The following is a 22345-nucleotide window of genomic DNA, read 5'->3' on the forward strand; positions in this document are numbered from 1 at the left end:
GCGGGGCACAGTCCAACACATTAACCTTTATTCGATAAACAACAACACACACATGGGATTGGGATGGTACATCACCCGCCGGGTCGCCTGGACCTTCGTCGTGACGCTCATCATCGTGAGCGTCACGTTCATCCTGCTTTCGGCAGCGCCGAATCCGGAAGTGGCGAAGGCAGCTACACAGGCCGCGCTCCAAGGTGACAATCCGGCGGAAGCCGAAGAACGTATCCGAATGATTCGCGGACTCGACAAGCCGTTCACCGAGCGGTACCTCGAGTACGTCACCGGCGTCTACACACTCAACTGGGGTTGGTCGACGATGAACAACGAACCGGTCACGAAGTCCGTGTTCGAGGCGCTGTACTACACCGCGCAGTACTCCATACCCTGGACGCTGCTGACGATCACGTTAGGTCCCATCGCGGGGCTGTACTCCGCGGCGAGCCAGTACAGTTGGAAGGACCACGTAGCGACCGGTATCACGTTCTTCGGGTACGCGATTCCGAACTTCTTCTTCGGGATCGTCCTCCTGTTGATCTTCGGGGTCCAACTCGGGTGGGTGCCGGTGTTGTACAACACCGACGTCCCCGTCTTCAGCCTCGCGAACGCGAAACAGCTGTTCTTGCCGATATTCGTCCTCGTGACGGGCTCTATCGGCGGCATCATGCGTGTCTCGCGTAACGAGTCCTCCGAGTACATGAACGCCGACTTCGTGAAGACGGCGAAGGCGAAGGGCGTCTCTCGGTACCGTATCTACGCACGACACGTCCTCCGACCGACGATGGTGCCGCTGTCGACGACGATGGTCGGGCAGCTGCTGGCGCTGTTCGTCGGCTCCTCGCTGCTCGTCGAGATCGTCTTCGGGATTCCGGGCATCGGGCGGCTGAGTTACGCCGCCATCATCGCACAGGACACCAGCGTCGTCCTCGGGTTCACGCTGTTCTTCACCTTCCTGGCGACGATCAGCAACCTCCTTCAGGACATCGTGTACACCGTGCTCGACCCACGCATCAGCTTCGACGATCGATAATGGCAACGAAAAACACATCCGAACGGTTCGACACCGTCGACTGGGACGAGATCGCGGCCAACGCCCCCGACGGCAACGGGACGAGTACGCGCGCGTACCTCGCGGCGCTGGGACTGCTGGCGGTGCTGTTCGTCTACGACCTCGTCGTCGCGAGCGGCGAGGCGACGTTCGCCGCGGTCGGCGTGAGCTACGACGTCCCCCTGTTCCACTGGGTGCTCGCGTTCAGTCTGCTCAGCTTCGCGTTCTTGGGGCTGTTACCGCTGGTTCGGAACCGCGGTCACGCCTCGGCGAACTTCGCCGGCATCGTCGTCGCGACCGGCGCGATGCTGGCGGTGATCATCTACGACGGCATCTACCTCGCGAACGCCGTGCCGACGTTCTCGGCCATCGGCTGGAACTACGACGTGACGGGGCTCGACTACCTGTTCGGGTTCTCACTGCTCGTCTTCGCGTTCTACGCGGCGTTGCCGCTGTACCAGAACCCGCGGATGACGAGCTACTACTGGAGCGAGTTCAGGAAGAACCGACCGGCGATGGTGAGCCTCGTGTTCCTCGCGTTCATCTTCGGGGTCGGTATCGTCGGCCCGCTGTTCATCAACTACCCGGAGGCGGAGTTCTTCCGGAAGTACCAGCCGCCGGTGTTCGCGACCGTCAGCATGAACTTCGTGCTAGAGTGCGTCGGCCAGCAGGCCAACGGCGTCTGTCACGGGACGTGGGACTACCCTCTCGGGACGACCAACCAGGGCCGTGACATCCTCACGATGATCATCTACGGGATGCAGATCAGCGCGAAGATCGCGTTCGTCACGACGCTCATCGCCATCGGCGTCGGGACGGCCGTCGGGACCATCAGCGCGTACGCGGGTGGGCTCGTCGACGAGGTGCTCATGCGCTACGTCGACATCATGCAGTCGTTCCCGACGCTCATCCTCTACCTGCTCATCCTCTACATCTTCGGGGCGGACCTCACGCTGTTCATCCTGCTGCTCGGGTTCTTCTCGTGGAGCGGGACCGCACGCTACGTGCGGTCGAACGCGCTCGCGAAGTCCCAGGAGGAGTACATCAAGGCCGTCCAGCTCAGCGGGGCGAGCCTCTACCGCATCATCCGGCGACACATCATCCCGAACACCGCGAGCAGTATCGTCACCGACCTCACGCTGCTGATCCCCGCGTTCTTGCTGGCCGAGGCGCAACTGGCGTTCCTCGGTCTGGGGGACTCGGAGATCGCCTCGTGGGGCGTGCTCATCTCCGTGGGTCGAAACGACCTCTCGTTCGCCCCGTGGATCACGCTCGCGCCGGGAATCGTCCTGTTCTTCACCATCCTCGCGTTCGCGTTCATCGGGGACGCCGCGCTCGACGCGCTCGACCCCGAGGCGCAGGCGGAGGCTGAATCATAATGACCGACACACCACTCCTCGCCGTCGAGGACCTCACCACGACGTTCAAGACCGACGCGGGACTGCTCACCGCCGTCGGCGGCATCGACTTCGACATCTACGAAGGGGAGACGGTCTGCATCGTCGGGGAGTCCGGCTCCGGCAAGACCGTCGCCAGCGAGTCCATCACGAGACTCGTCCCCTCGCCACCCGGCGAGGTGACCGGCAGCGTCGAGTTCCGGGACCTGGAGACGGTCCGGGAGCTCGCCGACGCCTTCCCCAAAGCCGTCTTCGAGGTCGCCGAGGACGGGGCGGCCGAAGACCGAGGACGTCCCGTCGACGACGGGCAGTTCGTCGTCGTCGAGCAGCGCCGGAACGGCGAGATAACGCGGGGCTACGTCGACCTCGCGCGGACGCCCGACAAGGCGCTCCGGCGGGTTCGTGGCGGAGACATCGCCCACGTGTTCCAGAACCCACAGGACGCGCTCAACCACTGCTACACCGTGGGCTGGCAGATCGTCGAAGCCGTCCAGATGCACGAGGACGTCTCGAAGGGCGAGGCGCGACAGCGCGCCATCGAACTGCTCAACGACGTCGGGATTCCCAACGCGGCGGCCCGACTCGACGACTACCCCCACGAGTTCTCCGGCGGGCAGAAACAGCGCGTGATGATCGCGATGGCGCTGGTGACGAACCCCGACCTGCTCATCGCCGACGAGCCGACCACCGCACTCGACGTGACCGTCCAGGCCCAGATACTCAAACTCCTCAGCGAACTGCAGGAGGAGTACGGGATGGGCATCCTGTTCATCACCCACGACCTCGGGGTGGTCGCCGAGGTGGCCGACCGCGTCGTCGTCATGTACGCCGGGAAGGTGATGGAGCGTGGAACCGTCTACGAGATCTTCGAGCAGCCGTCACACCCGTACACCCGGGCGTTGCTGGAGTGTCTCCCCGGTGGCGGACGGGCGGCGGCGGGTATCGGCGGGTCGTTGCCCGACCCGACCGACCCGACCGAGGGCTGTCGGTTCGCCGAGCGGTGTGAGTACGCCGTCGACGACTGCTTCGTCGGTGGACAGCCCGAGGAGGCGACGCTGACCGACGATCACTCGGTCTCGTGTGTCTACTACCACGAGGGGCGCGACGCGTCGGTGATCACCGGCGACGACACCACCCCTGCGGCCAGTGGAGGGACCGCCGATGACTGAGCGACCGCTGCTGTCGGTGCGGAACCTCAAGAAGCACTACCCCATCACGCAGGGAATCCTCTCGCGACAGGTCGGGGCGGCACGCGCCGTCGACGGCATCAGCTTCGACATCGCGGAGGGCGAGACCCTCGGACTCGTCGGCGAGTCAGGCTGTGGGAAGTCGACGGCTGCGACGTCCATCATCCGACTCGAAGAGCCGACCAGCGGCGAGGTCATCTTCAACGGTCGGGACTCCGCGGCCGTGAGCGCCGACGCGACGAACGACGTGACGAAGTTCGACGACGCCCAGTTGAAGGCGTTCCGCCGGGACGCCCAGATGATCTTCCAGGACCCCTCCTCGAGCCTCGACCCGCGGATGACCGTCGGGAGTTCGGTCGCCGAACTGCTCGAGGTCCACGGGATGTCCGACAAGCAGCGACGTCGCGACATCGTCCAGAACCTCCTGGAGGACGTCGGCCTCTCGGCGAGCGACTACGACCGCTACCCCCACGAGTTCTCCGGCGGGCAGAAACAGCGCATCGCACTCGCGCGAGCGCTCGTGCTCAACCCGGACCTCATCGTGGCCGACGAACCCGTCAGCGCCCTCGACGTCTCGATTCGCGCCGAGATCCTCTCGCTCATCAACGACCTGCAGGAGAAGTACGGGCTGTCGATGCTGTTCATCAGTCACGACATGTCCGTCGTGCAGGACGTCTGTGACCGCGTCGCCGTCATGTACCTCGGCGAGATCGTCGAGATCGGTGACACCGAGGAGATATTCACGAACCCACAGCACCCCTACACGGAGGCGTTGCTGTCGGCCGTCCCGCGACCCGACCCGCGGCGGAAACGGCAGGACATCGAACTCAAGGGCATCGTCCCGAGTCCGACGAACCCGCCCTCGGGCTGTCGGTTCCACACGCGCTGTCACCGCGTCATCCAGCCCGACGAGTGGGACCTCGAACAGTCCGAGTGGCGCTCGCTGTTGAACTTCCGCGACGGCGTCGTCGAGGAGTCCCTCGACGTGGAGACGACTCGCGAGATGCTGCGGACCGGCCCGGCGGACGAGGACGTCGACGTCGCCGACGCGAGACTCCGCGCCGAACTCCGCGAGGAGTACGACCTGCCCGAGACGCTCTCGGACCAGCAGGCCGAACGGACGCTCTCCGAGTCGCTCGACCACCTCGTCGAGGGCGAGTACGGCGAAGCGCAGGAACTGCTCGCCGAGGCGTTCGTCACGCCGTGTGAGCAGGAAGAGCCAGCGTACGCCGACCACGGCGGCGGGCACCGCTCGAAGTGTCTGCTCACGAACGACCAGGCGTCGCTCCAGAGCGCGCCGAGCCTGAAGAACGACTGACCGCCGGCGACCCTCGCCGGCCGATTCCTTCGCGAGACCACCCTCGGAGCGGCGCGCCTGTGCGTCGCTCAGAACCCCGTGGCGTTGCCGTCCTTCCGGGGCTCCGTCGCCGCCGAGAGGACGCCGTCGGCGTTGCGTGCGAACTGTGCGCCCCCGAACATCACGGGCGGGAGCACCTGCACGTCGTGGCCCCGACGAACCAGCCCGTTCTGTATCTCGCCGGGGACGCGCGTCTCGACGGCCAGTCGCCCGGATTCGCGGTATCGCCAGCGCGGCGCGTCGAGCGCCTCCTGTGGCGTCATCCCCTCGTCGACGAGGTTGGTGACGAGTTGGAGGTGGCCCTGTGGCTGCATGAACCCGCCCATGACGCCGAACGCCGCCCAGTCGTCGTCGTCGAACTTCAGGAGGCCGGGGATGAGCGTGTGGAACGGCCGCTTCTCCGGTTCCAGTCGGTTCGGGTGGTCGTCGTCCAGCGAGAACGACGCGCCGCGGTTCTGGAGCGCGATGCCGGTGTCGCCGGCGACGAGACCGGAGCCGAAGCCGGCGAACCGGGAGTTGATGTACGAGACGACGTTGCCCGCGTCGTCGGCGACACAGAGCAGGACGGTGTCGGCGTCCTCGGCGTGGGAGTCGGGGACGCCGAACGAGACGTCGCTGGACTCCTCGCCGACGTCCGCGGCGCGCTTCTCGGCCCACGCTTTCGAGGCGAGGGGTGGAATCTCCTCGTACTCGGGGTCGGTGATGTAACGGTGGCCGTCGTGGAACGCGCGTTTCGTCGCCTCGGCGAAGCGGTGGTAGCGCTCGACGCCCTCCGCACCAGCGGCGTCGAGTTCGCTCGCGATGTTGAGCGCTTCGAGCGCGATGAGGCCCTGGTTGTTCGGCGGGAGTTCGAACACCTCGACGTCGTCGTACGTCGTCGAGACGGGGTCGACGAACTCCGGTTCGAACGCTCGGAGGTCGTCCATCGTCATGAACCCGCCCTGTTCCTGAATCTCCTCGACGATGGCCTCGCCGACGTGGCCCTCGTAGACGACGTCCGCGCCCTCCTCGGCGATGGCGCGCATCGACTCGCCGAGCCGTTCGAGGCGCATCACCTCGCCCGCTTCGGGAGCGCGTTCGCCGTCGACGAGGTAGGCGTCGCGCGCGTGGTCCGATTCGAAGAGGTCCTCCGCGCTCGTCCAGTGGCTCGCGATGACCTCGCTGACCGGGTAGCCCTCCGTCGCGTAGCGGATGGCCGGTTCGAGCGCGTCGGCCAGCGAGCGGCGACCGAACCGCTCGACGGTCGCCTCCCACCCGCGGGCAGTGCCCGGCACGGTGACGGCTTGCGGACCGGTGAACGGCATCTCGGCCTCGGCGGGTGTGGTGTCCTCGTCCTCGCTCGCGACGGCCTCGCGGACCTTCTGACGGGTCGCGCCCGCGGGCGCACCGCCACACGAGCGCATCCCGCCGACCTCGCCGTCGGCGGTTCGGTACAGCGCGAACACGTCCCCGCCGAGCCCCGTCGAGGTGGGTTCCGTGACGTTGAGCGCGGCGGCGGTGGCGACCGCCGCGTCGAACGCGTTGCCACCCTCCTCCAGCACGCGGACGCCCGCCTGGGCGGCCAGCGGTTGGCTCGTCGCGACGACACCGTTGGTCGCGTACACCGTCGAGCGACGCGACCCGAACGAATCGACATCCCTGTCCATACCCGTGACACGCACACACCCACCAAGGCTCCGGTGGTTCCGGAACCGCACCGTCGCCTCGACGCCCACCGTCGTGACGCGGGAGTTAACCGTCCGAACCCGTTATCCTCGCCAATGAGTTCACGCACGTCGGGCGAGTTCTGCCCGCGCTGTGGCGACCCCGTCGAGGAGACTGCCCCCCGCCCCGGTGACCCCGCCGGCCGCGACGCGAACCTCTGTGACAAGTGCTACTTCGAGGACTTCGAACTCGTCGACGTCGACGACGAACTGCGCGTCCGCATCTGCGCTCGCTGTGGTGGCGTCTACCGAGGCAACCGCTGGGTCGACGTCGGCGCGGAGGACTACACCGACGTCGCCGTCGAAGAGACCCGCGAGGCGCTGGGGGTCCACGTCGACGCCGAGGAGGTGTCCTGGCTGGTCGACCCCGAACAGGTCGACCAGAACACCATCATGATGCACTGTCACTTCTCGGGGCTGGTCCGCGGGACCGTCCAGGAGGAGGACGTCGACGTCCGGGTCCGCTTCTCCCGCGAGACCTGCACGCGCTGTTCGCGCATCGCCGGCGACTACTACGCCTCGGTCGTCCAGGTTCGGGCCGCCGAGCGAAACCCGACCGACGAGGAGGTGAAACAGTCCATCCGGATGGCCGAGGAGTACATCGAGAAGCGCGAGGAGAAAGGCGACCGCAACGCGTTCATCTCGAAGATCGACGAGGGGAAGGAGGGCGTCGACATCAAGATTTCGACGAGTCAGATGGGCCGAGCCATCGCCGAGCGCGTCCGGCGGCGGTTCGGTGGCTCCATCACCGACTCCCGTACGCTCGTCACCGAGGACGAGGACGGCAACGAGGTGTACCGCGTCACGTTCGCCATCCGACTGCCGCCGTACCCGGCGGGCACCATCGTCGAACCCGACGGCGAGGACCCCGTGCTCGTCCGCTCGGCCCACGGCAACCTCAAGGGCGACTACCTGACGACGGGCGAGCGCTACGAGGCCTCCAGCGAGGAGGGCGTCACCCCCGAGGCCCGCCGCCTCGGGCACGTCTCGGACGGCGTCGAGACGACGCTCGTCGCCGTCGAGGACGACCACGCGGTGCAGGTGCTCGACCCCGACACGTTCGAGACGAAGACCGTCGCCCGGCCATCCTACCTCGACCCCGACGCCGACACCGTCACCGTGTTCAAGAGTCGCGCCGGCCTGCACGTCCTCCCCGAGGACGCGGTGCAGTAGCTCGGTCGTCGTACCACCCGAGAACTGCTCGCGGCGCTCCCCCGGCCGCAGCCGTGACGACACCTCCTGTGCGACTACTGCTCGCGTTCGGGGTCTTCGGCCCGTTCGCGGCCCCGAATCGTCGCGAGCTGTTCTTCGACCGCCTCGTCGAGCATCAGGAACGGGTCCATGCGCGTGTCAATGACTGACGTGCACAAAACTCTTGCGTCGCCGTCGAAACCGGTTTGGGTCTCGGCGCGTTGATGCCGGTATGGAACGCCAGCGCCTGTTCGCCCTCCTGATGGCACTGCTGATGCTCTCGTCGACCGTCATCGGCTTCATCAGCCTCCTGTAACCCGACTGCCTACTGCCAGACGTCCCCGAGCGGGTGGTCGTCGAGCGACCGCTTGCGCGAGCGACTGCGTCGACTCTGGGTCTGTCCGTCTCCGTCTCCGTCACCCACTGCGGCCGCGGGGTCGAACGTCGGCAGGTCGGGCGTGCTCATCAGGTCGACCTGCTCGGCGAACCACGGCGGCATGTCGCTGCGCGCGCGTTCGAACAGGTCGAGCAGCGACGAGTCAGCGAGGTACGTCGCGCCCGCGTCGTCGGGGGCGCGAACGACCCGGCCACACGCCTGGATGACCGTGCGAAGCGCGGCGCGGTAGTACCACGCCCACTGGCCGTCTTCGAGACGCTGGGCGACCCGCGAGTCCCGCGTGTTGGGGTACGGCGCTTTACACAGCACCTGCCAGCGCGCGAGGTCGTACTTCAGGTCGAGGGCCTCCTCCATCTTCACCGAGACGAACAGGTCCGCGCCGTCCGAGCGCTTCCAGGAGTCGAGCGCGGCGTCCCGGCCCTCGGCGTCGTGGGTCCGGACGCGCTCGCCGACGCCGAACTCGTTGAGCAGGCCCACCAGTTGCTCGGCGATGGCGTAGGAGTGGGCGTGGACCAGCCCCTTCTCGTCGGGGTGGCGCTGCATGAGGCGGACGACCAGACGCGCTATCTTCGGCAGCGTCTCCTCGCGGTGTTCGTAGGTCATCTTCCCCTGAGTCGTGTCGAACAGCGGGCGGTTCTCGACGGGGAACGTGTGTTCGACGTCGACGAGCGCGACCCGCGAGGGGTCGAGTCCCGACGAGCGGCAGAACGCCTCCTTGTTGAGGATGGTCGCGGAGAGCAGCGCGAACTTGCTCCCGCGGTCCCAGACGGTGTGTTTCAGGTAGCGCTCGGGGTCCATCGGTTTGACGACCACCTTCGACCCCGCGCCGTCGTGCTGGTCGACGACCCACGTCGTCGCGCTGTCTGGGTCGCGGGCGTCCTGGACGAACCACTGCAGTTCCCGGACGAGTTCGGCGATGCGGTCGCGCTCGGCGACCTCCTCCTCGGAGAGTTCGACCTGGCTCCGCAGTTCGGTCTGCCGGCGCTTACAGACCGTGACGAGGCCGTCGGCGTACTTCGCGGCGTCCTCGCTGTCCTCGACTTCGGGAGCGGGTTTCTTCCCCCACATCGGCACCGTCGCCGGCCCCAACTCGATGGTCGCGTACATCTCGGCCCACTCCGCGAGGCCGTGAGCCTCGTCGATGACCACGACGTCGCGCTGGCCGAACACCTCCGACCCGGCCATCTGCATGAAGTACGCGAGCGTCATCGCCGCGATGTCCCGGTTGGAGGCGATGTCCCGGTCCGAGAAGTACGGACAGCGGTGTTTGACCGGGCAGTCGAACCCGCGTTCCCGGGCGCAGGGAGCCTGGTCGACGGCCGTCGTCGTCTCGCCGGGCAGGATACACGAGTAGTTGCCCTTCCCGCGGACGACCGAGAGGTCGTCGAGCAGGTCGTCGCCCGCCACGTCGTCGAGCTGGGAGACCTGCGGGGTGGTGTAGTACGAGCCGACCGGTTTGGCGGGGTCGTCCTCGCCCGCGCGTCTAGCACACCCCGCGATGGCCCGCGCGAGCAGTGACTTCCCGCTCCCGGTCGGCGCGCGCACCAGCACCACGTCGTTGCCCGCCTCGAACGCCGCGCGGATGTCCGCGAGCGCCTGTTCCTGCGTGCCGCGGAACGAGGGCGCGGGGAACTCCTCGACGATGCGGGACGGTTTCACTGTCGGTTCCTGCGACGCGACGGGAATAACCTCACCGGTCACGGCACGGTCCGCGCCGCCGACCGGTGGCGACTCAGTCCCCGGACAGCGCCTCGACGTCGCTCGCGGTCACGTCTCGGTCCTCGGGGAGACGGTCGATACAGTCGAAACAGAGGAAGTACTCCGACCCGTCGGCGAGTTCGAGCGCCAACCCCTCGCTGGGGCCGGGGTCGAACGTCCAGAGGTTGGCGATGCCGCCGGCGACCCGCACGCGCCGCCCACAGCCGTCGCACGTCTGTTTTCCCATACCGACGACAGGCGGCGGGCGCTAATCAGTGGTCGGTCAAGTGAGCGTTTGAGCCTACGGCATCTGTTTATGAGTACCCCGCAAACGGTTAGTCGCCGGTCGAGGCCCGGACCCGACCCCCCGGACCACGGCCGTCCCGGTCCCCCGACCCCGTCCCCGCCCGACGCCCGCCGTGCCCCCCTCGCGACGGGCGTCCCCTCCGGCGGCCCCTCGCCGCCACCCCTCCAGTCCCCCCTCACAGGTGGGCCCCCTCCTCTCGACGACCGACCGCCGAGCAGTCGCCGGGGCTCGGTCACCGACCACAGACCACTGTCGCCCCCAGGTCGTCGCGCCAGTACGGCCGTCCACCGGACGCCACCGACCGTCAAACGCGCGTTTGAGCCTTCACAACGAGTAGGGTGGTCGACGGTGAGTGAGGAGTATGCGTTCCCGAACGACCGCCCTGCTCGCCGTCGTGCTCGTGGTCTCGACGGTGGGCGTCGCCGCCTTCGTCGGGCCCGAACTGCTCCCCGACGACGCGACCGACGACGACGAACCGCTCTCGATGGTCACCTCCGACTCCGCCGAGTCCTACGCCGCCTACCTCGCCGACAGCGCCGAGCACGGCGGCTACTACGGTGGGCGGGCCGACGTAGCGTTCCAAGCTAGCACCGGCGACGCCGCCGAGACCGGCGGGGCCGCCGGGACCGCCGTCGCGGCCGCCACCGAGAGCGCGGCGAGCGCCGACGGCGCGGCCAGCGGCGGCGCGCCCGAGCACTCCTCGACGAACGTCCAGATCGAGGGCATCGACGAGGCGGACGTCATCAAGACCGACGGCAAGCATATCTACTACGCCGGGACGCGCGCCGACGCGACGCAGGTCATCGCGGCGCTACCAGCCGACTCGCCGGCCCACGTCGCCAGCGTCCCCGAGGGTGGGCAGCTGTTCCTGGTCAACGACACGCTCGTCGTCCTCGGTCACGACCACGTGACGGGCTACGACGTGAGCGACCCCGAGAACCCCGTCGAACGGTGGGACCGCACCCTGGAGGCGGGCATCCGCACCTCCCGGTTGAGCGACGGGACGCTCTACCTCGTGCTCTCGACGGCCCCGCAGGCGTGTCCCGTCGAACCCGTCGAGGGGGCCGACGTGGCCTGTACCGACGTCTACCACCCGAGCGAACCGATGCCGGTCTCGGCGACCTACACCGTCGCGACGCTCGACCCCCACGACGGGTCGCTGGGCGACCGCGTCTCGTTCGTCGGCACCTACGACTCCGTCGTCTCGATGTCCGAGAACGCGCTGTACGTCACCTACACCGAGCGGACGAACCCCCGCGAGGCGATGCTCTCGTACCTGCTGAGCGACGGCCGCTCCGAACTCCCCGACAGCGTCGTCGAGCGACTGGAGGAGGTCCAGAGCTACGACCTCTCGTCGCAGGCGGAGGCTGCCGAGGTGCAGGCCACCCTGAACGGCTGGTTCCGCTCGCTCCCGGACGACGAACGCCGTGACCGTCAGGAAGCCGTCTACGAGGGGTACGAACGGTACCTCGACGACCGCAAACGCTCGCTGACGACCACCCACCTCGTCCGCGTCTCGACCGACGACCTCGCCGTCGAGGCGACCGGGTCGGTCCCCGGCGAACCGCTCGACCAGTTCTCCATCGACGAACACGACGGCCACCTCCGCATCGCCACGACGGTCGGCGGGTGGAGCGCCGAGTCCGAGAACGACCTCTACGTCCTCGACAGCGAGTCCCTCGACGTGACCGGCGAGACCACCGGGATGGGCGAGAACGAGCGCATCTACAGCGTCCGGTTCGACGGCGACCGCGGCTACATCGTCACGTTCCGGCGCATCGACCCGTACCACGTGCTCGACCTCTCCGACCCACAGAACCCGACCGTCGAGGGCGAGTTGAAACTGCCCGGCGTCTCGACGTACCTCCACCCACTGGGTGAGGACCGCGTCCTCGGCGTCGGCGAGGAGGACGGCCAGGTGAAACTCGTCGTCTTCGACTCCAGCGACCCGACGAACCCGACCATCGCCCACGGGACGGTCCTCGACGCCCGCTGGTCGGAGGCGGCCCACGACCACCACGCCTTCCTGCTCGACGCCCGCAACGAGGTGTTCTTCCTGCCGACGGAGCACGGCGGGCAGGTGTTCGACTACTCGCTCGACCGCGTGGCCGAGGTCGACGTCGACCGGCCGCGCCGGGCGGTGTACATCGGCGAGCACCTCTACGTCGCCGGCCAGTCCGAACTCGTCGTCGTCGACCAGGGCAACTGGACCGAGGTGGCCCGCCTCGACCTGCCGAACGACGGCTACCGCTACGAAGCGGTGCCGACGAACGACGGCCGCTGACCCAGTTCGGCGCGACTGTCAACGGTCCGGACTGGTCGATATCTTCGGACGACCGTCGTTAATTTCACAGAACTGAGGTTATAAATAGGTTGATTGCAGAGACGTGAGAACAGCGGTCGTCTCCACGGACAGTGGTGACAGACAACACATGAGACGACGACAGTTCCTCACGACGACCGGTCTCGCGGTGGCGGCCTGTGGGTTGCCCACCGTCGCGGCACAGGACGACGAGATTCCGAACCCGAACGCGTATCTCACGAACAGACAGCTCTACCAGCAGCTCCGACTGTTGAACCGCAGCGACCTCGTCGACCTCCGGCGCATCGGGCGGTCGGCCGGGCTGGGCGACCCCCTCTGGGAGGTGACGGTCGGGGAGGGCGAGACGAACGTCCACCTCATCACCCAGATCCACGGCGACGAACCCGCGGGCACCGACGCCATCGTGAAGCTGCTGGGCCAGATGGTCGCCGAACCGGACCGCTACGAAGACGTGCTGGCGAACCTCACCATCACCGTCGTCCCGCGGGTCAACCCCGATGGCGCGATGTTCGGTTGGGACGCAGACGAGGACGGCGACGAGGACCGCATCACCCGCCGCCAGAACACCCAGCCGTGGGACGACCGTGACTCCCGGTACGAGCCGTACTACCACTACGCCGAGAGCGGCACCGACGACCTACCCGCGCCCGACCCGCCCTCTGGCTACGACATGAACCGCGACTTCAACATCCGGACCGACCTCGGAGGCGGCCCGGGCGAGGGCGACGGAAGCGAGAACGGGAAGGGGAAGGGCAACGGGATGGGGAAGGGCCAGACCAACGGCAACGCGCCCGCAGAGTACCTTCCCGAGGAGTGGTGGACCGGCTACGAGGACGACGGCGAGACGCGCTACCGACTCGACATGCCCTACGAGGGGTACACCTTGCAGGCGAGTGGGCTGCGACTGGCCCCCGAGGTCCGAGCGGTCACCGAGTCGTTCCTGCGTGCGGACCCCGACTACGCCATCACCCACCACCACCAGGGCATCCCGTCGGTGCCCGACACCGACCCGCTCGAACCCTCCATCATGAGCGTCATGGCGGCGTTCGGCCCCGACTACCTCGAACAGGCTCCGTTCTACGACGGCGAGAGCCCCGTCGAGGACAACGTCAACCCGTTCATCGACCAGGCGACCAGCGACCGGTCGCTGCGGCTCAACCGACTTGTCGCCGACCGACTCGCCGAAGAGACGGGGCCGTGGGACGAGTTCGACACCGTCACGCGCTACGGCTACACGACGCTGTGGGGGTCGTACCTCGACTCGCTGTGCCCACAGACGAACGCCGCGGGGATGCTGTACGAGATTTCGGGACAGTCCGACGCCGTCGGCTCGCGCGCCTACGGGCTGAAGGTCGAGGCGTCGCGCGTCGGCTTCGAGGAGACGTTCCTCGAACTGGCGACCGACCCCGAACTGTCGTCGGTCGACGCCGGGAGCTACTTCGACCTCCCGCTGGCCGGCGACGACTACCCCGTCGACGACCCCGAAGGGACCGGCCGGGCGGCCGCTCGCGGTCGTTTCCGGTCGCGGGCGACCGCCCCGGTCCGCGACGACTACGCCAGACAGGTCTGAGCCGACGGGCGTTCGGAGGGGACCGCCCCGCTCGCCGACCGCCGGGAGGCCCAGCGTTAAGCGGCTTCCGCGCGTAGCTCTCCCATGCGAGTTCTCGTCACCGGTGCGACCGGGTTCGTCGGGAGCCGACTCGTCCCGGCGCTGGTCGAGGCCGGCCACGACGTCGTCGCGCTGGTGCGCACGCCCGGCGAGTACGACGCCCCGACGGGCGTCACGGTGAAACAGGGCGACCTGCTGGAGGTCGGGAGCTTCGAACACGCGCTCGCCGACGTGGAGGCGGCGTACTACCTGGTCCACTCGATGCAGGCCGGCGCGGAGTTCGAAGAGCGCGACCGACTGGCCGCCCGTCACTTCACCGACGCGGCCGACGAGGCGGGCCTCTCACGGGTCGTCTACCTCAGCGGTCTGGGCGACGACCGCGACCGTCTCTCGAAACACCTGAAGTCACGCCGGGAGGTCGAACGTATCCTCGCGGACGGCGAGGCCGACGTGACCGTCCTCCGGGCGGCCATCATCGTCGGCGACGGCTCGGCGAGCTTCGACATCGTCCGGCAGTTAGCCGAGCGCCTACCGGTGATGGTGACCCCGCGGTGGGTCGACACCGACTGTCAGCCCATCGCCATCGACGACGTGGTGGCGTACCTCGTCGGCGTCCTCGACGCGCCCGCGACGGCGGGCAACACCTACCAGATCGGCGGCCCGGAGGTGCTGACCTACCGCGAACTCATCGAACGCACGGCCGAGGTGGCGACGGGCCGCCGGCCGCTGGTCGTACCGGTGCCGGTGCTCACCCCCCGGCTGTCGTCGTACTGGCTGGCGCTGACGACCGACGCGGAGATGAGCGTCGCCGGCCCGCTGGTCGACGGGATGCACAACCCCGTCGTCGTCGACGACACGCGCATCCGGACGGTCGTCGACGTCGACCCGACGTCGTTCGACGAGGCGGTTCGACGCGCGCTCGGGGCGACGCCGGACGACGACGACCACCGAACCGCACCCGCAGAGCCGCGGGGCACTCACTGAATGGCGAAGGTCGAGTTCGGCGAGACGTGGGTGTACGAGTCCATCGTCTCGGCGCTCCCCGGCGTCGACGTCTCGAAGCCCCTCGCCATCGCCATCCAGCTCGTCGCCTTCCAGGTCGGCGTCACGCTCGTCTGGTGGGTCTACGAGTTCCCGACGGAGACGCTGCTGGCGGGGACGGCCGCCGTCGTCGTCGCAACGCTCGGGAGCATCGAGATGCTGCGTATCTCGCGGCTCGTCCGGGCCGAGCGCCTGCCCGACTCCTACGGGCGACTGCTGTTCGGCTCCAGCATCGAGGTCGTGTTGGCGGTGCTGGCGTTCGTCGCGCTCGTCACCTACCTGTTCACGACGGGGACGAGCGACGCCCCCTCGCTGCTCGAACGACTGTTCGGTGAGGAGCCACCCGTCGTCGCCGTCTACCTGACGCTGCTCGTGCTCTGGGACGTCTGTTACCGCATCGGGACGGCGTGGTGGGCCGCCGTCGTCGCGCTGTGGCGCTCGGTGCGGTTCCGCTTCGACGAACCGACCGCGCGGGCGCTCCGACGGGCGGACCTGGAGGTCGTCGCGTTCTCGACGGCGCAGTTGATACTCGTCCCGTTCGTCCGGGACCAGCCGGTCATCGTCGCCGTCATCGTCGGCCACGTCGTCGCCGTCTGGGTGGTCGCGGGGCTGTCGGTGGCGCTGGTGACCGCGAGGGCAGAGACCGCCGACGGGGCGACGGCCGACGCGAACGCTGCCGCTCGGGAGTGAGTTAACGAGAGAAGCGATTCCGGCTACTGTGACTTCATCTGCTTGAACTGGTCGAGCAGGGCCTCGGCGGACTCACCGGAGTCGTACTCCAGTTTGCCACGGTACTCGACGCGCTCGTCGTCGAAGTCCGTGTCGACGGCGGCCGCTTTCGCCTCACGGCGCTCGTGCTCGTCTTCGTCATAGGCTCCCATTGACATGGTATACCTACCCTAGCGAACTATTGATTATCAATGTAACGGATAATTTCGACAGATACCCCGAAGTGTTAATTTCGACTGCACGATGTCGGTGGTCGGTGTACCGACCTGTCCACCGCGAGCGCGGTCGTAACTGCTATCCGCCCACCGAGTCGACTCCGAGGTAGTGGCAGGCCCCTTGCGATTCCGGCGGTCGAACGAGGCGTGGTCCGAGCGACGGGTCCGGCGGGCGCTGCTCCGACCGCTCGACGACCGGTTCGGGGCGACGCTCGGCGAGACCCGTGCGCCCGCACCCGACCGGTTCTCGAGCGTTCGCATCGACATGGACAACGGCGACTTCGCGCTGTTCGCGTGGTACAACGAGGACGGCGAGCGACCCGCCGCCTACTGGCTGGGCAACACCGAGACCCCCGAGACGCTGTGGCGCACCGACAAGGTCGGCTGGGACGACGCCCCCTACGGCGTCGCCCGGTGGGCCCAGCGCGAACTGCTCGCCGACCTCACCGACCAGGACCCGTGGCTCGCCGCCCACGAGCACCTCGCGTGGTACTTCCTCCCCGTCTTCTTCTCGAAGGACGGCCGCGAGAGCACCCGTTCGTTCTTCAGAGACTACGCCGCGGGCTTCCCCGACGGCGACCGCGAGCGCGTCCTGAGCTTCTACGAGTCGCTGTTCGCGTCGGGCGACCTCGACCCGTTTCGGGAGGTGATGGCGGGGAAACTCGGCACCAGCCCACAGGTCGACGTCGTCCGGATGGGCGCGGCGATGGCGGAGTTCCACGCCGCGAAACTGCTCGCGGAGTCGGGCAACGAGTTCGTCCCCGAGATCGACCTCGACAGCGGCCACGCGCTCGACTTCGTCGTCGGCGAGGGCGTCCGCGACACCCCCAGACGGAGCCTCCCCCGTCGCGGCGACACGCTCGTCGAGGTCACCCGCCCGCGACCGCCCTCTCACCGGGTCGCGGACACCCCCATCGCCGCGCTGAAGGCGACGGCGAGCGCGAAGACCGACGACCAGCTCGACGCCCACCCGAACGCACTGTTGTGTATCGACTGCTCGTCGTTCCAGGACGACCAGTGGAACGCCATCCGCGCGGAGAAACCCCCGGTCGCCCACACCCCCGCCATCGTCTACCGGATGCGCCCAAACGGCTCGGTCGAAGCCTACCGCCACGGCGACTCTCCCGTCGACCTGAGCGGTGCAGTCCGCTGGGTCTGAACCCGTCTCGTGCTCGTCGCTCGCGGCTCAGAGGTTGAGTTCGACGACGGTCACCGTCGCGCAGTCCGGACAGCGCAGGTGGTACCGGAGGTGACCCGAGTGGGGTGCGCGGTCGACGCGTGTCCCCCACTCGCCGCGCAACAACCCGTCGGCGAACCCGCAGTCACAGGCCACCACCGTCCGCTCCAGTCGGTCGCTCAGTACCCGTCCGCCGCGCTCGTGAGAGTCGGCTAACCCGTGCGACATACTGTCCCTTGCTAACACAGCACAATAACTCCGTCGCCTGTCCACCGACAGAATGAGCGTCTACCGGTGAGGAGTGTCGTTCTCGCCGACACCCGACGAAGCGGTCGCTGGGCGGGCGGGCGTCACCGCAGAAACGAGACCCCGACGACTGGGACCGGAGGGGCCTCGGATGCCGTCAGGTCGTCGTCGGCCCGTTCAGAAGCTCACCGGGTCGGGACCGTTCTCGCCCATCGCCGTCGGGTCGCGGTCGGAGTAGAACTTCCGTCCGATAGCCTTGCTCGACACCGTCCCGTACAGCGCGAGGCGGGCGGACTCGGCGTCCTCGAACGTCGTCGTGCCGAGCGGGGCGAGCGCCTCTTCGACCGTCTCCGACCCGTTCGGCAGGTCGAGCACCATGTCGCCGTGCTCCTCGATGAGGTCCTGCGCGGTCGCAGGGTAGCTGTGTGCGTCGAACCGGTCGGTCGCGTCTGTGAACGGACCCATACAGCCACCCACCACGAGGTCCTTCATAAACGTTCACTATAATTCATAATCGATTGTATTAGGACGTTGAAGGGGCACGCTGAAGTACCCCCTTCGGTGACCCCCGCGACGCTCCCGGGCCACGGTGCTCTCCAGCCAGGCACTCCCCGACCTCTCGTCGCTCCGCCGAGTCGGTGGCGTGAAGGCGTCGCTCCGCCGACTCCGTGCATGGTCGTCGCCGACCTCCACACCCACACCACGAACTCCGACGGGACGTTCACGCTCGACAGCCTCCTCGCGGCCGCGAGGGAGTACGACGTCCGCGTCGTCGCCGTCACGGACCACGACCGGACCCACCCGGACCTGAACACGCCCGTCACCCACGTCGACGGCGTCACCGTCGTCCACGGCATCGAGTTGCGCGTCGACGCGGGCGACCAGGAGGTCGACCTGCTCGGCTACGGCGTCACCGACACCGACGCGCTCGACGCCGAGACCGACCGCATCCAGACCGACCGCGTCGAACGCGCCCGGAAGATCGTCGCGAACGTCGAGGCGGAGACGGGCGCGAAACTGGACGTGACGTTCGAACCCGGCGTCGGTCGCCCACACATCGCCCGCGCCATCGCCGAGAGCGACGCCGCCTACGACTACGAGGCCGCCTTCGACGACCTCATCGGCAACGACGGCCCCTGCTACGTCGCCCGTGCGGTCCCCTCGTTCGAACACGGCGTCGAGTTGCTCGCCGACGCCTGCGGTCTCGTCAGCCTCGCCCACCCGCTTCGCTACGGCGACCCCGAGGCCGCACTCGACCTGTGTGCCGACCTCGACGCCGTGGAGTACCACTACGACTACGGCCGGGAGGTCGACCTGCGACCGGTCGAACGGACCGTCGAGCGCCACGACCTCGTCGTCACCGGCGGGAGCGACGCTCACGACGAGGTGCTCGGCCGAGCGGGACTCGACCACGACGAGTACCGTGCGTTCCGACAACACGTCTCGTTGTAGGCGCGTATACGTCCTTCGACAGCGGCGACCGTTCCCGCGCCCGCAACCCTTCAGTAGCACCCGCCCGTAGCCGTGGGTATGCAGTGCCACTACTGCGACGACCCCGCGGACATCGCCGTCGAGCGCGGTGGTGTCAAAGTCGGCCTCTGTGGCCCTCACTTCCGCGCCCGGATGGACGAACTGAAAGACGACGCGTGGCTCGCCGACCTCAAGGACGAACTCGAGACCGAGCGGTTCGACTAGCGACCTTTTATGCACGCGCCGGGGTGGCGGAGCCACCCCGGCAGTGTAAAAGCTCGATCAAAAGGATTCCTCCCTCGCTTCGGCGCTCCGCGCCTCCGTTCGGTCGTCACCCCGCTCGCTCGTTTCACTCGCTCGCGGTACGACGGACTGGCCCGACCACGCCGCACAGCACCGCTACCGCGCCGCAGAACGGTGCGCTCAGGCGCGAGAGCCGTCCACGTCGATGGCGTCGACGGGGCAGATGTCGACACAGAGCATGCAGTCGATACACTGGCTCTCGTTGACGGGGGCGGCCTTACGCTCGCTCGTTGGGTGACCGGGGGTGTCGGTCCACTCGAAGACGTCGACCGGACAGTTCTCCAGACACGGCCCGGAGCCGTCACAGATGTCGAAGTCGACGGCGACGTGGGTGCCGTGGATACCCAGTTTCTCGGGCGGTTCGACCGTCCCCCAGACGTCGTAGTCGGCGTCGATGTCCAGCCAGTCGCCGACGGAGGAGCGTTCGCGCGACTCGGCGAAGTTGGGGTCGATAGCCATGTCCGGCGATTGGTCGGTGCCACACTTAAGCGCCTCGCGCCGGCGGAGGGACGCGGCCCGAGAGACCGAACGACCCGCGGGGGAGCCGACGGGTGTGGAAAGCGCTATCCCATAGCACTCCGAGCGAGAGGTATGAAGCACGTCCGTACCGAGGACATCGACTCCTGGATGAGTCCCGCGAGCGTCCGCCGGCCGCTGGGGAAGGAACTCGGCGTCGAGCAGATGGCGATGAACTACTTCGAACTCGCGCCAGGCGAGTCGTTCGCGTTCGGCTACCACCGCCACGCCGACCAGGAGGAGGTGTTCTTCGTCGTGAGCGGCGAGGCCACCTTCGAGACCGACGACGGCGAGACGGTCGTCGGGGCGGGCGAGGCCGTCCGGTTCGAACCGAACGAGTTCCAGCAGGGGTGGAACCGTGGCGAGGAACGCGTTGTCGCTATCGCACTGGGCGCGCCGGCGGACAGCGGCGAGACCGAGATCCTCCGGGACTGTGCGGACTGTGGGGAGCGCACCCCCCAGCGCATCGAGCCGACCGAGGAGAAAGACGCGCTCGTGACCGTCTGTGAGGGCTGTGGCGCGGAGACCGGCCGGTTCACGAGCGGGCCGTAACCGCTCCCGACGAGTCTCGGGGGTCGGTCACGCCTCCCGGTGAGCACCACCGCCGCCGGTGGACTTTCGCCCGCCGACCACGTAGCTCGTGTATGAGCGACCGTCGTCACACTCCGCAGCTCGTCTACGACGACGACTGCGGGTTCTGCACGTGGTGTGCCCGCTGGGCGGTCCGGGTCGCACCCGTCGAGGCCGTCGGCTTCTCCGACCTCACCGCCGACCAGCGGGCGATGCTTCCCGACGACTGGGAGACGTGTGCCCACCTCGTCGTCGGCCGCACGGTGTACTCCTGTGGCGAGGCCATCGAGCAGACGCTCGCCCGGTCGAACGTCCCCACGAGCGTCGCCGTCGGGATGCTCAGGAGTCTGCCGGGCTACGAACGGGTCCGCGAGGGTGGCTACCGGTGGGCCGCCGACCGACGCGGGGAGTGGGGGAGACTGGCGAGCGCCGACTCGCCGTAGTCAGGCGCGCTCGCGGAGGGCACCGAGGGTGGCGTGAGCGCGCTCGGCGAAGTGCTCGGCCAGCCGCGCCGTCTCGTCGGCGTCGTGGTCGTCCTGCAGGTACAGCGACCGGAAGTACGAGACGACGTTCAGCAGCCAGAACGTCGGGGCACGCTCCTCGAACCCGTCGGCCAGCGGCCGTACCGACTCGTAACCCTCGCGGAACGCCGCGAATCGGTCGTCGAACCCGTCCGGACCGCCGAACACCGGCATCGCGACGCGCCAGACGTCGAACGCCGGCGGCGCGACCAGCGCGTGCTCGAAGTCGACGACACCGCGCACCCGTCCGTCGCGGACGCCGACGTGGTCCGGCAGCCAGTTCCCGTGACAGAGGACGGGCGCAGCGGGCGTCGCGAACAGTTTGGGATGGTCGCGGGCGAACACCGTCGCTTCGCGGGCGACGGTCGCCGCCGCCTCGTGCCCGTTCTCGGCCAGGTACCGGCGTTTCCGGTCGAGGTACGCGGTCGCGACGGTGGGCCACGCTCCCCCGTCGCCGACCACGAGACCGTCACCCTCGTCGGTCGCCGCGGGGAAGCCGTGGGCGTCGAAGCGTCCCGCCGTCCCCTCGTGGAGTCGCGCCAGGCCCGCCCCGGCGACACGTGCCCACCGTTCGTCGTCGCGAACCGGGTCGGGGAGGCCGTCACACCACCGCGCGACGAAGTGGTCCTCGCCGGAGCCAAGGATTTCGGGTGCCGGAACGCTGGTGTGCTCGGCGACGAACCGCATCACCGCGGCCTCGGTCGACGGGTCGCCCTCCCCGTCGGTCGCGCGCTTGCAGACCGCGCGCTGGCCGTCGACGGTCACCTCGTTGGTGACGTGTGGCGGGACGCGGTGGAGTTCCCGGCCGACGGTGAACTGGTCGGTGTGCTGTGCGAGCATCTCGGAGACGTCTCGTGTCATGGTTGGTCCCCGTCACGAGGGGTGACGGTCGAGGGCGACCGGCGCGGCCGCTCCGACCGACGGAAGACGGTCGAATCGACGGACATCGTGGACTTAACCGGTTCGAAGTCGCACCGCGGTAGAGTCGAACACTCCCCGGGAGCTACTGTCGAACGAGGGTGCCGTTTCGAGTGGAATCGCTCGGCGAGCGTGGATACTTCAGCGACGGAGCCCACGGCACGGGTATGGACCTCGACCGAAACGTCGGTGGTATCGACCGAATCGGCCGAACAGTGCTCGCGGCGCTGTTCGCCGTCCTCACGCTCGGCGCGTTCCGGCGTGGTCGGCGCGGCCTCGCTGCGCTGACCCTGCTCGCCAGCGCGGGACTGGCGTTCAACGCCGTCACCTGCTTCTGCGGGCTGAACGCCGCGCTGGGGCTTGACACGACGGACGAGGAGTGAACGAACGATAGTGGTACTGGAGCGTCCGTGCGAGTGGAACGA

The 22345-nt window shown here is 68.2% G+C and carries 23 protein-coding genes; 15 read left to right on the top strand and 8 right to left on the bottom strand.

What is annotated here, in order from left to right; translation table 11 throughout:
• Positions 1–52 precede the first annotated feature (52 nt).
• Genes M1L36_RS11400 through M1L36_RS11415 form a run of 4 tightly spaced genes read left to right on the top strand, consistent with a single transcriptional unit; the run spans position 53 to position 4947 of the window.
• Positions 53–1027, top strand: coding sequence for an ABC transporter permease (locus M1L36_RS11400; RefSeq protein ID WP_250873855.1), 975 nt, complete (start codon positions 53–55; stop codon positions 1025–1027).
• Entirely contained in the window at positions 1027–2424 is a 1398-nt protein-coding gene (locus tag M1L36_RS11405) for an ABC transporter permease (protein WP_250873856.1), read from the top strand. The genes M1L36_RS11400 and M1L36_RS11405 overlap by 1 nt, the downstream gene beginning before the upstream one ends.
• Positions 2424–3611 carry an ABC transporter ATP-binding protein gene (locus M1L36_RS11410; RefSeq protein WP_250873857.1) on the top strand — a complete coding sequence of 396 codons (1188 nt, stop codon included), beginning with the start codon at positions 2424–2426 and terminating at the stop codon, positions 3609–3611. Before M1L36_RS11405 ends, M1L36_RS11410 begins: the two co-directional genes overlap by 1 nt.
• Positions 3604–4947, top strand: a complete 1344-nt coding sequence (locus M1L36_RS11415; RefSeq protein WP_250873858.1) for an ABC transporter ATP-binding protein — start codon at positions 3604–3606, stop codon at positions 4945–4947. Before M1L36_RS11410 ends, M1L36_RS11415 begins: the two co-directional genes overlap by 8 nt.
• A gap of 68 nt (positions 4948–5015) precedes the next feature.
• On the opposite strand, the gene M1L36_RS11420 is transcribed toward M1L36_RS11415, so the two are convergent.
• Positions 5016–6632, bottom strand: coding sequence for a gamma-glutamyltransferase family protein (locus M1L36_RS11420; protein WP_250873859.1), 1617 nt, complete (start codon positions 6630–6632; stop codon positions 5016–5018).
• Between the two features lie 114 nt (positions 6633–6746).
• Here M1L36_RS11420 and M1L36_RS11425 point away from each other — a divergent pair, with 114 nt between their 5' ends.
• On the top strand, positions 6747–7862 hold the full coding sequence (locus M1L36_RS11425) for a 60S ribosomal export protein NMD3 (protein ID WP_250873860.1): 1116 nt from the start codon (positions 6747–6749) through the stop codon (positions 7860–7862).
• Positions 7863–8205: 343 nt separating this feature from the next.
• Here the strand turns inward: M1L36_RS11425 and M1L36_RS11430 are convergent, their stop codons facing one another.
• Both M1L36_RS11430 and M1L36_RS11435 read right to left on the bottom strand, forming a co-directional pair.
• On the bottom strand, positions 8206–9936 hold the full coding sequence (locus tag M1L36_RS11430) for a helicase C-terminal domain-containing protein (RefSeq protein WP_250873861.1): 1731 nt from the start codon (positions 9934–9936) through the stop codon (positions 8206–8208).
• A 73-nt stretch (positions 9937–10009) separates the two neighbouring features.
• Positions 10010–10222, bottom strand: a complete 213-nt coding sequence (locus M1L36_RS11435) for a DUF7561 family protein (RefSeq protein ID WP_250873862.1) — start codon at positions 10220–10222, stop codon at positions 10010–10012.
• A gap of 421 nt (positions 10223–10643) precedes the next feature.
• Here M1L36_RS11435 and M1L36_RS11440 point away from each other — a divergent pair, with 421 nt between their 5' ends.
• The 4 genes from M1L36_RS11440 (at position 10644) to M1L36_RS11455 (ending at position 15945) form a co-directional block, all read left to right on the top strand.
• Positions 10644–12566, top strand: coding sequence for a beta-propeller domain-containing protein (locus tag M1L36_RS11440; protein WP_250873863.1), 1923 nt, complete (start codon positions 10644–10646; stop codon positions 12564–12566).
• Positions 12567–12714: 148 nt separating this feature from the next.
• The gene (locus M1L36_RS11445) at positions 12715–14175 is read left to right on the top strand and encodes a M14 family zinc carboxypeptidase (RefSeq protein WP_250873864.1); all 1461 of its coding nucleotides are present in this window, start codon (positions 12715–12717) and stop codon (positions 14173–14175) included.
• Positions 14176–14259: 84 nt separating this feature from the next.
• Positions 14260–15198 (top strand): NAD(P)H-binding protein, encoded by a 939-nt coding sequence (locus M1L36_RS11450; RefSeq protein ID WP_250873865.1) that lies wholly within the window; start codon positions 14260–14262, stop codon positions 15196–15198.
• Positions 15199–15945 (top strand): DUF7530 family protein, encoded by a 747-nt coding sequence (locus tag M1L36_RS11455; RefSeq protein WP_250873866.1) that lies wholly within the window; start codon positions 15199–15201, stop codon positions 15943–15945.
• A gap of 23 nt (positions 15946–15968) precedes the next feature.
• Here the strand turns inward: M1L36_RS11455 and M1L36_RS11460 are convergent, their stop codons facing one another.
• Complete coding sequence (locus tag M1L36_RS11460; protein WP_250873867.1) at positions 15969–16142, bottom strand: DUF5786 family protein; 174 nt, start codon at positions 16140–16142, stop codon at positions 15969–15971.
• Positions 16143–16308: 166 nt separating this feature from the next.
• On the opposite strand from M1L36_RS11460, the gene M1L36_RS11465 reads away from it, so the two are divergent.
• Complete coding sequence (locus M1L36_RS11465) at positions 16309–17358, top strand: DUF5784 family protein (protein ID WP_250873868.1); 1050 nt, start codon at positions 16309–16311, stop codon at positions 17356–17358.
• A gap of 27 nt (positions 17359–17385) precedes the next feature.
• Here M1L36_RS11465 and M1L36_RS11470 read toward each other — a convergent pair whose 3' ends face one another.
• Together M1L36_RS11470 and M1L36_RS11475 are read right to left on the bottom strand one after the other, a co-directional pair.
• Positions 17386–17604: a hypothetical protein gene (locus tag M1L36_RS11470; protein ID WP_250873869.1), complete on the bottom strand. Its 219-nt coding sequence runs from the start codon at positions 17602–17604 to the stop codon at positions 17386–17388.
• A 195-nt stretch (positions 17605–17799) separates the two neighbouring features.
• The gene (locus M1L36_RS11475; protein WP_250873870.1) at positions 17800–18087 is read right to left on the bottom strand and encodes a DUF5789 family protein; all 288 of its coding nucleotides are present in this window, start codon (positions 18085–18087) and stop codon (positions 17800–17802) included.
• Between the two features lie 207 nt (positions 18088–18294).
• On the opposite strand from M1L36_RS11475, the gene M1L36_RS11480 reads away from it, so the two are divergent.
• Both M1L36_RS11480 and M1L36_RS11485 read left to right on the top strand, forming a co-directional pair.
• Complete coding sequence (locus M1L36_RS11480) at positions 18295–19074, top strand: PHP domain-containing protein (RefSeq protein WP_250873871.1); 780 nt, start codon at positions 18295–18297, stop codon at positions 19072–19074.
• A 78-nt stretch (positions 19075–19152) separates the two neighbouring features.
• Positions 19153–19317, top strand: coding sequence for a DUF6757 family protein (locus M1L36_RS11485; protein WP_250873872.1), 165 nt, complete (start codon positions 19153–19155; stop codon positions 19315–19317).
• Positions 19318–19515: 198 nt separating this feature from the next.
• On the opposite strand, the gene M1L36_RS11490 is transcribed toward M1L36_RS11485, so the two are convergent.
• Positions 19516–19854 carry a 4Fe-4S dicluster domain-containing protein gene (locus M1L36_RS11490; RefSeq protein ID WP_250873873.1) on the bottom strand — a complete coding sequence of 113 codons (339 nt, stop codon included), beginning with the start codon at positions 19852–19854 and terminating at the stop codon, positions 19516–19518.
• Positions 19855–19986: 132 nt separating this feature from the next.
• Here M1L36_RS11490 and M1L36_RS11495 point away from each other — a divergent pair, with 132 nt between their 5' ends.
• Positions 19987–20463 (top strand): cupin domain-containing protein, encoded by a 477-nt coding sequence (locus M1L36_RS11495; RefSeq protein ID WP_250873874.1) that lies wholly within the window; start codon positions 19987–19989, stop codon positions 20461–20463.
• A gap of 92 nt (positions 20464–20555) precedes the next feature.
• Complete coding sequence (locus M1L36_RS11500) at positions 20556–20924, top strand: DCC1-like thiol-disulfide oxidoreductase family protein (protein WP_250873875.1); 369 nt, start codon at positions 20556–20558, stop codon at positions 20922–20924.
• On the opposite strand, the gene M1L36_RS11505 is transcribed toward M1L36_RS11500, so the two are convergent.
• Positions 20925–21863: a phosphotransferase family protein gene (locus M1L36_RS11505; RefSeq protein ID WP_250873876.1), complete on the bottom strand. Its 939-nt coding sequence runs from the start codon at positions 21861–21863 to the stop codon at positions 20925–20927.
• 224 nt (positions 21864–22087) lie between these two features.
• Between M1L36_RS11505 and M1L36_RS11510 the strand changes: the two genes are divergently transcribed.
• A complete protein-coding gene (locus tag M1L36_RS11510) occupies positions 22088–22303 on the top strand; it encodes a YgaP-like transmembrane domain (RefSeq protein ID WP_250873877.1) in 216 nt (71 codons plus the stop codon).
• The last annotated feature ends 42 nt before the right edge of the window (positions 22304–22345 follow it).

Origin of the sequence: Halomarina rubra (assembly GCF_023699475.1) — an archaeon.
GTDB classification, from domain to species: domain Archaea; phylum Halobacteriota; class Halobacteria; order Halobacteriales; family Haloarculaceae; genus Halomarina; species Halomarina rubra.